Genomic DNA, 13,187 nt, shown 5'->3' with positions numbered 1-13,187 from the left:
ACTGCCCCGCGGCCGCGCACAACGAAGGTACAGACTCTGATGGCAGGCACCACGCTCACCACCTCCAGCACACCCCCGGCGACACCCGGCCCGACCCGGAACCCGGACCCCCGCCGCCCGAAGCGCACGTCCGATTCCCTGATGGGCATCGTGGCGAAGATCGTGCTCCTGGGTTTCGTCGACGCGATCGCCGTGTTCGTCATGTTCCAGCTGGTGGCCAGCGCCGAATGGCTCATCCTGGCCATCTCCGTCATCGTCACCGCCGTCGTCAACTGGATCTACCTGCGCAGCGACGGGCTGCCGGCCAAGTACCTGGCCCCCGGGGTGTTCTTCCTGCTGCTCTTCCAGGTCTTCGTCATGGTCTTCTCCACCTACATCGCGTTCACCAACTACGGCGACGGGCACAACTCGTCCAAGGCCGACGCCATCGAGTCCATCCAGCTCTCCGCCCAGGAACGCGTCCCCGATTCCCCGCAGTATGCCGCGTCCGTGCTTGAGAAGGGCGGTGACCTGTACCTGCTGGTCACTGCCCCGGATGGAGCCGTGAAGCTCGGCGGCAACGACCAGCCGCTGCAGGACACCACCGCCTCGACCACCGGCCCGACCGGGGCGGCCACCGGCGTGGACGGCTACACGACGCTGGACTTCGCCACCCTGCTCCAACGCCAGCAGCAGATCGCCGACCTGAAGGTGCCCCTCAGCGACAACGCCGAGGACGGCTCCCTGCGCACCGCCGACGGCTCGACCGCCTACGTCTACAAGCCCAAGCTCTCCTACGATGCCGCAGCCGACACGTTCACCGACACCACCACCGGCACCGTCTACCGCGACTCGGGGGAGGGGACGTTCGCGGCGGAGGGCGGCAGCGAGCTGGCCACCGGCTGGAAGATCAACGTCGGGCTCGACAACTTCACGCGGGCCTTCACCGACCCGAACCTGCAGGGCCCGCTGCTGCAGGTCGTGCTCTGGACCTTCGCCTTCGCCCTGCTTTCGGTCGCCAGCACCTTCGCGTTGGGCCTGTTCCTGGCGATCGTGTTCAACCGGTCGGACCTGCGCGGCAAGAAGGTCTACCGGGTGCTGATGATCCTGCCATACGCCTTCCCCGCGTTCCTCTCCGGCCTGGTCTGGTCCGGGCTGCTCAACCCGGAATTCGGCTTCATCAACAACGCCCTGCTCGGCGGCGCCCAGATCCCCTGGCTCACCGACCCCGTGTTGGCCAAGGTGTCGGTGCTGGTGGTGAACCTGTGGCTGGGCTACCCCTACATGTTCCTGGTCTGCACCGGTGCGCTGCAGTCGCTGCCCGAGGACGTCGAGGAGGCCGCCCGCATGGACGGGGCCGGGGCCTGGCGGATCTTCCGGGCCATCAAGCTACCCCTGCTGCTGGTCTCGCTGGCCCCGCTGCTCATCTCGAGCTTCGCGTTCAACTTCAACAACTTCAACGTCATCTACATGCTCACCGGCGGCGGGCCGCGCTTCGACGGCACCACGTTCGATATCGGGGGAACCGACATCCTGATCACCATGGTCTACAAGATCGCCTTCGGCGCCGGCACCGGACGCGACTACGGGCTCGCCAGCGCCCTGGCCATCATCATCTTCATCATCGTCGCCGTCGTCTCCGCGATCAGCTTCCGGCAGACCAAGTCCCTCGAGGAGATCAACCGATGAGCACCTCCACCATCACGCCCCCGGCCCCCGGGGCCGGGGCCGGGCAGGACGGCGGCACGCCGGTTCCGCCGCGGCGTCGCCAGTCGTTCGGGCGCTGGTTCGCGGACAAGGGCTGGCGGCACATCGTGGCCGTCCTGGCCACCGTCTTCTCCGTCTTCCCGCTGCTCTACGTCCTCTCCGCGGCGTTGAACCCCGAGGGCACCATGGCGGGGGCCTCCACGCTGTTCACCCACTTCGGCTGGGGGAACTTCGAGGCCCTGTTCGCCAACCAGGAACGGCCCTTCGGCCGCTGGTTCGCCAACACCCTGCTCATCGGGCTGGTCACCAGCGCGCTGACCGTGTTCCTGGGGGCGATGGCTGCCTATGCGTTCTCCCGCATGCGCTTCTCCGGACGCCGTGTGGGGCTGCTGACCTTGTTGCTGCTGCAGATGTTCCCCCAGCTGCTGACCGTCGTGGCGATCTTCCTGCTGCTGAACTTCCTCGGCGACATCATCCCGGCCATCGGCCTGGGCAGTTCGCTGGGCCTGATCATGGTCTACCTCGGCGGTGCGCTGGGGGTCAACACGTACCTGATGTACGGGTTCTTCAACACCGTCCCGCAGTCCCTGGACGAAGCCGCCCGCATCGATGGTGCCTCCCACATCCAGGTGTTCTTCAAGATCATCCTGCCATTGGTCACCCCGATCCTCGCCGTCGTCGGACTGCTGGCCTTCATCGCGATCTCCAGCGAATTCGTCATCGCCTCCGTGGTGCTCACCGCCCCCGAATCGCAGACGCTCGCCGTCGGGTTGTACTCCTACGTCGCCCAGCAGCGCTCCGAGAACTGGGGCGTCTTCGCCGCCGGTGCCGTGCTGGCCGCCATCCCCGTGATGGCCCTGTTCCTGTTCCTGCAGCGCTACATCACCACCGGGCTGACCGCCGGCGGGGTCAAGGGCTGAGTGCCCTGTCCGGCGTTCCCGGGGGCCCGGCGATGAGAGACTGTCCTGCAGGAGGACACCCATGATTCCCACGCCGCACCACGACGGCTCAGCCCTGTACGTAGACCGCCAGGATCCCGCCCTGGGCGACACCGTCACCGTCCGGCTGCGCGTGCCGGCCGGCCAGCCCACCCCCGGCGGGGTGTGGCTGCGCAGCATCCGCGACGCCGAACCGCACTACGACGCTGCCACCCTGCTGGGTGAGGGCGACGGCTGGGCCTGGTGGCAGGCCCGGCTGCTCGTCGTGAACCCGGTCCAGAAATACCGCTGGCTGCTGCGCACAGGAGGCACGCCCGGCAACCTCTGGGTCAATGCCCGGGGGGCGGGCGCACTGGACGAGCCCGACGTGCAGGACTTCAGGATCTGCGCCGGCCCCGCGGCACCGGCATGGATCCAGCGATCGGTGATGTACCAGGTCTTTCCCGACCGCTTTGCCCGCTCCGCGGCCGCCGCCGACCGGGCGCTGCCCGACTGGGCCGTCGCCGCCGACTGGGACGGCAGCGCGGTCATCGGACGCGGGCCCGACACCCCGTACCAGTACTTCGGCGGCGACCTCGACGGCATCCGCGAACACCTGGACCATCTCGAGGCCATCGGCGCCACGGTGCTCTACCTGACCCCGATGTTCCCGGCTCGCTCCAACCACCGCTACGACGCCGCCGCGTTCACCGCGATCGACCCGCTGCTGGGCGGCGACGAGGCCCTCATCCGGCTCGTCGAGGCGGCACACGCACGGGGGCTGCGCGTCGTCGGCGATCTGACCACGAACCATTCCGGCGACGCCCACGAATGGTTCCGCGCCGCCTACCGGAACCCGGACGCCCCCGAATCGGATTTCTACTACTTCACCGATTCCAACACCCGGTACCTGGCCTGGCTGGGCGTCGTATCGCTGCCGAAATTCAACTGGAGCTCCTCCGGCCTGCGCGACCGCTTCATCCTCGCCGACGACTCGATGGTGGCCCGCTGGCTGCAAGCGCCCTACAACCTGGACGGCTGGCGCATCGACGTCGGGAACATGACCGGACGTGCCGGCGCCGACGACTTCAACCACGAGATCGCCGGACTCATCCGCGACCGGATCCACACGATCAACCCCGAGGCCCTCCTCGTGGCCGAATCGACCTCCGACGCAGCCCCCGATTTCCAGGGCGACACCTGGCACGGGGCGATGACCTATACGAACTTCACCCGCCCGCTCTGGCAATGGCTCGCCCGCCCGCACACCACGGACGACGGCGATGCCCCCGGGGCGGTGCAGGACGCGGCCGGCAATGTCCTGGACCAGGCATGGCCCGACTACTTCGGTCTGCCCCAGCGCGGCCCCGAGAGGTTTGAGGCCGAGGACTTCCTGGCCACCCACCTGGCCTTCGCCGCCGCCTTCCCCTGGCGGGTGCGGTTGGCGAACCTGAACGCCATCGACACCCATGACACGGCGCGGGCGGCCCGTGCCATTCTCCCCGGGGCCCAGCCGCTCGCCGCTGCCCTGCAGTTCACCCTGCCGGGGATGCCGATGGTGTTCATGGGCGATGAATTCGGGTTCGAGGGGTTCAACGGAGAAAACTCCCGCACCCCCATGCCCTGGGACGCGCCCGAGCGGATCCCCTCGGATTTGCGCGGGCTCTATGCCGGGCTGTCCAGGTTGCGTCGCGAGCACCCGGCACTGACCTCCGGCGGCCTGCGCTGGCTCCACGCCGCCGGGGGGACGCTGGCCTTTGTCCGCGAGACGGCCGACGCATCGGTGCTGGTGGTCCTGTTCCGCGATGCGGCCCAGGGCGTCGACCTGGGCGATCTCGCCCCCGGGCTGGCCGCCGGATTCGCGCCGCGGCGGCTCTGGGGTCACGGAACCGCGAGCGCCGTGCGCGAGGCCGGCGCCGGCGTCGTGGTCTCCGGCCAGGCCCTCTCCGCCGCCGCGTTCGCGCTGCCCGGGACCCTCGTGCCGGCGGAAGCCCCGCCGGGTGGGCAGCCAACGGAACGCCCGTGAGCCCGGCACCGGCCCCGGTGGCAGCGGTCCTGCTGGCCGCGGGCCGGGGCGCGCGGCTCGGGCGCGGTCCGAAGGCACTGCTGCGGCGGGCCGACGGGACCACGCTGGTGGAGCATCTGGCCGGCGTCCTGACCCAGGGTGGCTGCAGCCCGGTCATCGTCGTGCTCGGAGCCGGTGCAGCCAACGCCCGGGTGCTGCCAGGGCTGGCGCGGCACCTCGTGGTGGAGAACGCGGACTGGGAGCAGGGGATGGGCAGTTCGCTGCGCAGCGGCCTCGCACTGGTGCCCGGAGGATGCGGAGCGATGGTCGCCCTGGTCGACGAGCCAGGGCTCGATGTGGCCATGGTCCACCGCCTGCTCGCGGCACACCGCCCCGGGCGCATCACGGCCGCCGGATTCCACGGGCCCCCGGGTGCCGGCCCCGCCGAGCCCCCGTCCATCGGAGACGCCCCCGGCAGTTGTGGCCTGCGACGCGGCCATCCGGTGGTCTTCGGCGCCGCGGACCTGCCGGCGGTGCGGGCCGCCGCCCACGGTGATGCCGGGGCGCGGGATTACCTGGCCGGCAACCGGAAACGGCTCGACGTGGTGGACTGCTCCGACCGATCCGATGGCGGCGACGTGGACACCGCAACCGACCTGTACCGGCTGGGCTGATCGAAGACCCTCCCTGACGACATTTCGGAAAAGCTCTTCCAGAACCACGCATCGATGTGTAAGCTGCGTCACAGGAGTCATTGCCTGTTCGCATGGATAACCTGGTGTGGCTCTCCCGACCTCGTCGGCCTTAACCATGCCCACTACGATGCTGTAACGCATCGTGACGGCATCGTTGGTGGTCAGGCCGAAGGAGGGTGAACCATGACCGGATCCATGCATGAAACGACTACGGACGCGGCTGCCACGGCCGTAGCCGTCAATGGCAGTGAGATGTCCGTTCGGGACGTTGCCCCGCACACGACCACGCTGCAGTGGCTCCGTGGCAGCGGGATCACCGGACCCAAGGAAGGCTGCGCCGAGGGTGAATGCGGCGCCTGCGCGGTGATGGTCGCCCGCCCCGACGGCGACGGCGGAACCCGCTGGACCTCGATCAACTCGTGTCTGGTACCCGCCGCTGCCCTCGCGGGCCAGGAGATCTACACGGCCGAAGGGCTGGCCACCTCCGATGCGTTGCATCCCGTGCAGCAGGAGATGGTGGTGCGTGGCGGGTCCCAATGCGGTTTCTGCACCCCCGGGTTTGTGTGCTCGATGGCTGCCGAGTACTACCGCATGGACCGGGCCGGCTGCGCCTGTGGCGAGGGCGGCTGCGGTGCCGCACCCGCCACGTCCGATATCGTCTCCACTGCACGCGCCGTGCCTTCCGGTAATCAGCTGCCGTGGTCCCTGGTCGTCGATGACGATGCCCAGCGTCTGGACTCCGTGCTGCCGCCCCGAAACTTGGCGAATGCGGCGGCGACCACCGAGCCGGTCACCCGGTATGCATCGACGACCGGGCACGAACCGGAGATCGGGCCCAATGGCTTCGACCTGCACGCCCTCTCGGGAAACCTGTGCCGCTGCACCGGCTACCGGCCCATCCGCGACGCCGCCTTTGCGCTGGGGGACGTCGATCAGCAGGACGCGCTCGCCCAACGCCGTGACCGGCCCGCACCCGCCAGCCGCCCACTGCGCCTGGGAAACCCCGACAGCGCCTTCGTCCGCCCGGCCGACCTCGGCGAGGCACTGGGGCTGCTGGCCGAAACGCCCGACGCCGTGCTGCTGGCCGGCTCAACGGACTGGGGCGTGGAACTGACGATCAAGCACCGCCGCGCCCCGCTGACGATCGCGATCGACCAGCTCCCCGAACTGCGGCGCTTCAATATCGCCGATGACCATATTGAAATCGGCGCCGGAATCGCCCTCTCCGACGTCGAACGCCTCCTCGACGGTGCGGTGCCCCTCCTCGCCGAGGTCTTCCCGCTCTTCGCATCGATACTGATCCGCAATGCAGCCACCATCGGGGGAAACCTGGGGACCGGTTCGCCCATCGGTGACATGGCCCCCGCCCTCCTGGCCCTGGACGCCGACCTGGTGCTCGCCTCACCGCGGGGGGAGCGCACGGTCGCACTGGCCGACTACTTCACCGGCTACCGGCAGAGCGTGCGGACCGCCGACGAAGTCATCCTCGCCGTGCGCATCCCCACGCCGGCTCTTCCGCTGGGCAGGTTCTACAAGGTCGCCAAACGCAAATTCGACGACATCTCCTCGGTGGCCGTCGCCATCGCCGCCCGTGTCGCCGACGGCAAAGTCGACCAGATCCGCATCGGGGTGGGCGGTGCCGCCGCCACGACACTGCGCGCCCGCGACACCGAAGCCGCGCTGCTCGGAAAGCCCTGGACCGCCGAAACCTTCAACGCCGCAGCAGAGGTCATGCGGGCCGAAGGGACGCCCATGTCCGACCATCGGGCCAGCGCCCGGTACCGCAGCGCCACCCTGGCCCAATCCATTCGTCGCTTCCATGAGGAGGCAGCATCATGAATCCGTTCTCGTCCCGCCCCCTGGCCGGTATTCCCCACGAAGGCGTCACGGGCGTCGTCGTGCCCCACGACGCAGCGTGGGAACACGTCACCGGCCGCGCCCTGTACACCGACGACCTGCCACACCGCTCGGCCCACGTCCTGCACGCCTGGCCGCTGCAGGTCTTCGCCGCCCACGCGCGGATCGACACGCTCGACGTGACAACGGCCCGGACCATGCCTGGCGTCGCCCGCGTGCTCACTGCTGCAGACGTCCCCGGCATCAACGATTACGGGGAACTCGGCGATGAAACCCTGTTCCCCGACGAGGTGCAGTTCCATGGACAAGCCGTCGCCTGGGTCCTCGCCGACACCCTCGAACAGGCGCGCCTGGCCAGCGAGGCCATCGAGATCTCCCACACGGAGCTGCCCTCGATCATCACGACCCAGGAAGCCATCGCCGCCGGGCAGTTCCAGGGGCCGCAGGCCACCCTGCGACGCGGCGACGCCGACGCGGCGCTCGCGACGGCCCCGCATCGCCTCACCGGGGGGATCGACATCCAGGGCCAGGAGCACTTCTACCTGGAAACCCAGGCATCTTTCGCCACCGTGGACGAAAGCGGTCAGGTCTTCATCCAATGTTCGACCCAGGCGCCGAGCCACACCCAGGAAGTCGCGGCCCGTGTGCTGGGCATCCCGTCAAGCCAAGTCACCGTGCAGTGCCTGCGCATGGGAGGTGGCTTCGGGGGGAAGGAAACGAACGCGAATCCGTATGCCGCCGTCGCCGCCCTGGGGGCCGTGCTGACCGGCCGGCCCGTGAACGTGCGGCTGAACCGCACCCAGGACCTGACCATGACCGGCAAGCGCGGCGGCTTCCACGCCACGTGGGAAGCCGGGATGGACGACGAGGGGCGCATCCTGGCCCTGAAGGCCGTGATGACGGCCGACGGAGGTTTCAGCATCGACCTCTCACCTGCGGTGGTCAGCCGGGCACTGTGCCACATCGACAATGCCTACTACCTGCCCAACGTCCACGTCACCGGCCGGATCGCCCGCACGAACAAGACCTCCCATACCGCGTTCCGTGGCTTCGGCGCCCCCTCCGGCATGATCGTGACCGAGGACCTCCTGGGCCAGGCCGCCACGAAGCTGGGGATCAGCCACGAGGAGATCCGACGCCGGAACTTCTACGCCCCGGGACAGACCACCCCCTACGGCCAGGTGGTCAGCCAGGCGACGCGCATGAACGACATGTGGGACAAGATCCAGGAAACGAGCGACTACCAGGCCCGACTGGATGGCATCGCCGATTTCAACGCCGGGCACCAGCACGTCAAACGCGGGATGGCCATCACCCCCGTGAAGTTCGGCGTCTCCTTCAACAAGCCGGTGCTGAACCAGGCCGGCGCACTCGTGCTGGTCTACCGCGACGGGTCGGTGCTCATCAACCACGGCGGCACGGAAATGGGGCAGGGGCTGCACCAGAAGATGCTGCAGGTCGCCGCCTCCGCGCTGGGCGTGCCCTTGCGGCGCGTCCGCCTGGCCCCGACCCGCACCGACAAGGTACCCAACAGCTCGGCCACCTCCGCGTCGACCGGTTCGGACCTGAACGGCGGGGCGGTCAAGAACGCCTGCGAGATGATCCTCGACCGGCTGGCACCGGTGGCGGCCAGCCAACTCGGCGTCCACCCGAACGACGTGCGCATCGCCGGTGACGTCGTCAGCGGACTGGGCACCGAGCGGACCCTTGGCTGGGCCGAGCTCGTCGAAACGGCGTACCAGCAGCGGGTGTCCCTGTCGGCGGCCGGCTACTACCGGACCGAGGGCCTCCACTTCGATCCGAGCACCTATCAGGGCAACGCCTTCAAGTACTACTCCCGGGGTGTTGCCGTGGCCGAGGTGGAGGTGGACGGGTACACCGGCGCGTATACGACGCGCCGGGTGGACCTGCTGCACGACGTCGGCAGCTCGCTCTCGCCGTTGATCGACCTCGGCCAGATCGAGGGGGCGTTTGTCCAGGGAGCCGGATGGCTCACCCAGGAGGACCTGCGCTGGGACACCAGCGACGGCCCGAACCGCGGCAAGCTGCTGACGCAGGCGGCCAGCACCTACAAGCTCCCGTCGTTCTCGGAACTGCCGCAGGTGTTCAACGTCGACTTGTACATCCACCCCACCGACGACGGCAGCATCTACGGGTCCAAGGCCGTGGGCGAACCCCCGCTCATGCTCTCGATCGCCGTGCGCGAGGCCCTCCGGGCCGCTGCCGCTGCGTTCGGGGAACCGGGACGACAGGTGGAACTGCCCTCCCCGGCCACCCCCGAGGCCGTGTACTGGGCCCTGGACCAGGTGCGCCAACCGGCCGCCGCCCCGGCCTTCGCGGCCGACTGACCGGGGCAGCGGATCATGGACTGGCTCAACGGTCTCACGCACGCCCGCACCACCGGCACGCCCGGCGTCCTCGCAACGATCGTCGAGGTCCGCGGGCATTCGCCCCGCGACGTCGGAGCGAAGTTGTTCATCTCATCCGACACCACGTCCGGCAGCATTGGAGGCGGCAACATGGAAGCCACCGTGATCCACCGTGCCCGCACGATGCTGGCCGACGGGGAGACGGCGATGGTGGAAACCGAGTTCGGACTCAACGAACACGCACGGGTCGAATACGGCACCCAGTGCTGTGGCGGGACCGTGCGGGTGCTGCTGGAACCGATCGGCCGGCGACCCACCGTGGCCATCTTCGGCGCCGGACATGTCGGCCGGGAACTGGCACGCATCCTCAGCCGAACCGAGGTGACCCTGCATCTGGCCGATTCCCGGCGCGGCATCGTCGACGACGCCCTGGCCACCACCCTGCAGGACGGGCCGGCCACCGTCCACCTCCACACCCTGCCGGCACCGGAGACGCTCATCGCGACCCTCCCGGAGGATGCGCACGTCCTGATCCTCACCCACGACCACGCCGAAGACCTGATGCTCTGCGACGCAGCCCTCCGACGCGGCGGGTTCGCCAGCGTCGGGGTCATCGGGTCATCGGCGAAATGGGCCAGGTTCCGCAAGAAACTCGCGGCCGAAGGCCACCCGGAACCGTCCATCGACAGTATCCAATGCCCGATCGGTGCCCCGGACCTCACGGGCAAGCACCCAGCAGCCATCGCCATCAGTGTCGCAGCCGACCTCATGCGCGTCTTCCAGAAAGTGGCACCATGACCAACGACTTGCATCCGCCGGCCACGATCTTCCACGGCCGGATCCTCGATACACCCGAGGACCCCTTCGACGGCGGCGGACTCCGCGCCGAGGAGTGCGCGCTCGCCGTGCACGACGGCGTCATCACCTTTCGTGGCTCGCTGGCCGAGGCGCAACGACTCCATCCCGGCGCGGAGGTCACCCGTGTCGACGGTGTGCTGCTCCCCGGGCTCGTCGACACCCACGTGCACTACCCCCAGCCGCGGATCATCGGCGGACTGGGCATGCCGTTGCTGGAGTGGCTGGACCGGTGCGCCCTGCCGGAAGAGGCGCGCATGGCCGACCTGGAGTATGCCCAGGACGTTGCCTCGGAGTTCGTGGACGGGCTCATCGGGGCCGGAACCACCACGGCGTTGGTGTTCGGCGCCCACTTTGCCGCCGCCACGGACGCCCTCTTCGCCGCCGCCTACCGGAAGGGGTTGCGGATGACCGCCGGCCTGGTCGTCGCCGACCAGGCGCTGCGCGAGGACCTGCTCACCACTCCCGAACGGGCGGCCCGTGAGGCTGCAGGACTCATCGCGGCCTGGCACGGCAAGGGGAAGCTGCGGTATGCCGTCACCCCGCGGTTCGCCCTCTCGGCGAGCGAGGCCCTGCTGGACTCCTGCCGCCAGACGCTTCAGGGCACGCCCGATCTGTTCTTCACCTCCCACGTGAACGAAAACCCGGCGGAGATCGCCGTCGTGGCCGGCTTGTTCCCGAACGCGTCGAACTACAGCGACGTCTACGACCAGCACGGTCTGCTCGGGCCGCGCAGCCTGCTGGCGCACAACGTCCATCCCACCGACGGGGAATTGGCCCGTCTGGCAGGTGCCGGGACAGCGGTGGCCCACTGTCCGTCGTCGAACTCCTCCCTGGGCAGCGGCCTGTTTCCGCTGCGCCGTCACGTGGAAGCAGGGGTACGGGTCTCCCTCGGATCAGACGTCGGGGCGGGCACCGGGTTCAGCCAGTTCAAGGAGGGGTTGCAGGCCTACTTCCACCAACAGCTGCAGCCGGACGGCATGGAGCTTGGACCCGCGCACCTGCTGTATCTCGCGACCCGCGCCGGTGCCCTGGCACTGGGCCACGACGACGTCGGTTACCTCGGCGTCGGTGCGGTCTTCGACGCGATCGAGGTCGCCCCGCGCCCCGGGACCACGCTGCACTCCATCCTTCGCCATGCCGGAAGCGCAGACCGCGTCCTGGCCGGCATCTTCGCCAACGGCACCAGCACGGACATCCACCGCGTCTGGATGGGCGGCACGCCGAGCCCCGTCCGCCCCGACAGTGACCTCTCCGAACACCCCACCCCGGAGCAGCCTTCCCCCTCCATCCCGCCCCGTGGGCCACACCGTCGTGGTCCACTGCTCCTCAAAGGAGAGCAATGAGTATCAATACGCCCAAACGCACCAGCCGCAAACCCCGGAAATCCGCCGCCCCCGGCAGGGGAGTGGTCGACCGGTACTTCGGCATCACCCGGCTCGGATCGAGCTACGGCACCGAGATCCGCGCCGGCATCACGACGTTCCTGGCGATGAGCTACGTCATCTTCGTCAACCCGAGCGTGCTCAACGATGCCATGGCCGGGCAGATGCCCGACGTGTCCAACCTGTTCACCCAGCTGGTCATGGTCACCTGCATGGCGGCGATCCTCGGCTCGCTCTACATGGGCCTGATCGCCCGCTACCCGTTCGCGCAGGCCCCGGGTATGGGGTTGAACGCCTTCTTCTCCTACACGGTCGTGCTGGGCATGGGCTATCGGTGGGAGACCGCGCTGGGGGCCGTGTTCATCTCCGGTGTCCTGTTCATCATCCTGAGCGTCCTCGGTGTCCGACAGGCGATCGCCCGGGCCCTGTCCGGGAGCATGAAATATGCGATCACCGCGGGCATCGGCGCCTTCCTGGCCTTCCTGGGGATGAAGAACATGGGATTCGTCGTCGCCAACGACGCGACGTTTGTCGGCATCGGGGACGTCACCCAGCCGCACGTGTGGCTGGGCCTGTTCGGCCTGCTCGTCATTGCCGTGCTCATGAAGCTGAAGATCAAGGCGGCGATCCTGCTGGGCATCATCGCCACGACGCTCGTGGCCATCATCAGCCGCCTGCCGGTCTACCCCGGCGCCGAAGAAGGCACATTCGCCGCGTTCGGCGGCTTCGGGGGATCGATCGTCCAGATGCCGATCTGGCCCAGTGACCTCGCCTTCCACCTCGACATCGGCGGGGCCTTGTCGGCAGGCCTGCTGTCCGTGGTGTTCACGTTCTTCTTCGTCGACTTCTTCGATGCCACCGGCACGCTCACCGGCCTCAGCCAGCGTTCCGGCATGATCGGCAAGGACGGCGAGATGCCCCGGGCGAAGACCCTGTTCTCCATGGACGGGCTGGCGGCGATCAGCGGTGCAGTGTTGGGCACCTCGACCACGACGGCCTACGTCGAGTCGGCGGCGGGTGTCGAGGAGGGTGGCCGCACCGGGCTGACCGCCGTGACAGTTGCCGGGTTCTTCGGCCTGGCCATGTTCTTCTCCCCGGTCATCGCCGCCGTGCCGTCGTCGGCCACTGCCCCGGCCCTGATACTGGTCGGGGCCCTGATGATGGAGGGGGCCCGCCATATCGAATGGGGCGATATCTCCGAGTCGCTGCCGGCGTTCCTGACGATCATCGTCATGCCGCTGACCTTCTCGATTGCCGAGGGTGTCGCCATCGGCCTGGTGGCCTACGCGCTGATCAAGGTCTGCTCCGGCAGGATCAAGGAGGCCCACTGGATCCTCTACCTCATCGCCGCACTGCTGATCGTCCGCTGGGTCTGGCTCGGCTAGCCGCCCGACGGGCCACCGCCACGACTCCCGGCT

At 68.8% G+C, this 13,187-nt stretch carries 9 protein-coding genes; all 9 read left to right on the top strand.

Translation table 11 applies throughout. The features are described 5' to 3' along the window. Nucleotides 1-39 precede the first annotated feature (39 nt). The 9 genes from AC1MEQ_RS06790 to AC1MEQ_RS06750 all read left to right on the top strand — a co-directional run bounded on the left by AC1MEQ_RS06790 (nucleotide 40) and on the right by AC1MEQ_RS06750 (nucleotide 13,154). Nucleotides 40-1,668 carry an ABC transporter permease subunit gene (locus tag AC1MEQ_RS06790; protein WP_479795141.1) on the top strand — a complete coding sequence of 543 codons (1,629 nt, stop codon included), beginning with the start codon at nucleotides 40-42 and terminating at the stop codon, nucleotides 1,666-1,668. Further along, on the top strand, nucleotides 1,665-2,606 hold the full coding sequence (locus AC1MEQ_RS06785; protein ID WP_479795139.1) for a sugar ABC transporter permease: 942 nt from the start codon (nucleotides 1,665-1,667) through the stop codon (nucleotides 2,604-2,606). Before AC1MEQ_RS06790 ends, AC1MEQ_RS06785 begins: the two co-directional genes overlap by 4 nt. 61 nt (nucleotides 2,607-2,667) lie before the next feature. Then, complete coding sequence (locus AC1MEQ_RS06780; RefSeq protein WP_479795138.1) at nucleotides 2,668-4,629, top strand: glycoside hydrolase family 13 protein; 1,962 nt, start codon at nucleotides 2,668-2,670, stop codon at nucleotides 4,627-4,629. Next, the gene (locus tag AC1MEQ_RS06775; protein ID WP_479795137.1) at nucleotides 4,626-5,282 is read left to right on the top strand and encodes a nucleotidyltransferase family protein; all 657 of its coding nucleotides are present in this window, start codon (nucleotides 4,626-4,628) and stop codon (nucleotides 5,280-5,282) included. The genes AC1MEQ_RS06780 and AC1MEQ_RS06775 overlap by 4 nt, the downstream gene beginning before the upstream one ends. A 204-nt stretch (nucleotides 5,283-5,486) precedes the next feature. Then, nucleotides 5,487-7,142, top strand: coding sequence for a xanthine dehydrogenase small subunit (locus AC1MEQ_RS06770; protein WP_479795135.1), 1,656 nt, complete (start codon nucleotides 5,487-5,489; stop codon nucleotides 7,140-7,142). Then, the gene (xdhB, locus tag AC1MEQ_RS06765) at nucleotides 7,139-9,508 is read left to right on the top strand and encodes a xanthine dehydrogenase molybdopterin binding subunit (protein WP_479795133.1); all 2,370 of its coding nucleotides are present in this window, start codon (nucleotides 7,139-7,141) and stop codon (nucleotides 9,506-9,508) included. Before AC1MEQ_RS06770 ends, xdhB begins: the two co-directional genes overlap by 4 nt. A 15-nt stretch (nucleotides 9,509-9,523) precedes the next feature. Next, nucleotides 9,524-10,327 (top strand): xanthine dehydrogenase accessory protein XdhC, encoded by an 804-nt coding sequence (gene xdhC, locus AC1MEQ_RS06760; RefSeq protein ID WP_479795131.1) that lies wholly within the window; start codon nucleotides 9,524-9,526, stop codon nucleotides 10,325-10,327. After that, entirely contained in the window at nucleotides 10,324-11,730 is a 1,407-nt protein-coding gene (locus AC1MEQ_RS06755) for a guanine deaminase (protein WP_479795129.1), read from the top strand. The genes xdhC and AC1MEQ_RS06755 overlap by 4 nt, the downstream gene beginning before the upstream one ends. Beyond that, complete coding sequence (locus AC1MEQ_RS06750; RefSeq protein ID WP_479795128.1) at nucleotides 11,727-13,154, top strand: NCS2 family permease; 1,428 nt, start codon at nucleotides 11,727-11,729, stop codon at nucleotides 13,152-13,154. The genes AC1MEQ_RS06755 and AC1MEQ_RS06750 overlap by 4 nt, the downstream gene beginning before the upstream one ends. Nucleotides 13,155-13,187: the final 33 nt, after the last annotated feature.

It is taken from the genome of Arthrobacter sp. ASL1, from assembly GCF_056680475.1.
Note: the sequence above shows the minus strand (reverse complement) of the source record. Positions and strands in the feature narration are given on the sequence as shown.

What these genes read in the sequence shown, in the direction of transcription:
- AC1MEQ_RS06790 (WP_479795141.1), top strand. Translation starts at nt 40, where the DNA reads ATGGCAGGCACCACGCTCACCACCTCCAGCACACCCCCGGCGACACCC.
- AC1MEQ_RS06785 (WP_479795139.1), top strand. Translation starts at nt 1,665, where the DNA reads ATGAGCACCTCCACCATCACGCCCCCGGCCCCCGGGGCCGGGGCCGGG.
- AC1MEQ_RS06780 (WP_479795138.1), top strand. Translation starts at nt 2,668, where the DNA reads ATGATTCCCACGCCGCACCACGACGGCTCAGCCCTGTACGTAGACCGC.
- AC1MEQ_RS06770 (WP_479795135.1), top strand. Translation starts at nt 5,487, where the DNA reads ATGACCGGATCCATGCATGAAACGACTACGGACGCGGCTGCCACGGCC.
- xdhB (WP_479795133.1), top strand. Translation starts at nt 7,139, where the DNA reads ATGAATCCGTTCTCGTCCCGCCCCCTGGCCGGTATTCCCCACGAAGGC.
- xdhC (WP_479795131.1), top strand. Translation starts at nt 9,524, where the DNA reads ATGGACTGGCTCAACGGTCTCACGCACGCCCGCACCACCGGCACGCCC.
- AC1MEQ_RS06755 (WP_479795129.1), top strand. Translation starts at nt 10,324, where the DNA reads ATGACCAACGACTTGCATCCGCCGGCCACGATCTTCCACGGCCGGATC.
- AC1MEQ_RS06750 (WP_479795128.1), top strand. Translation starts at nt 11,727, where the DNA reads ATGAGTATCAATACGCCCAAACGCACCAGCCGCAAACCCCGGAAATCC.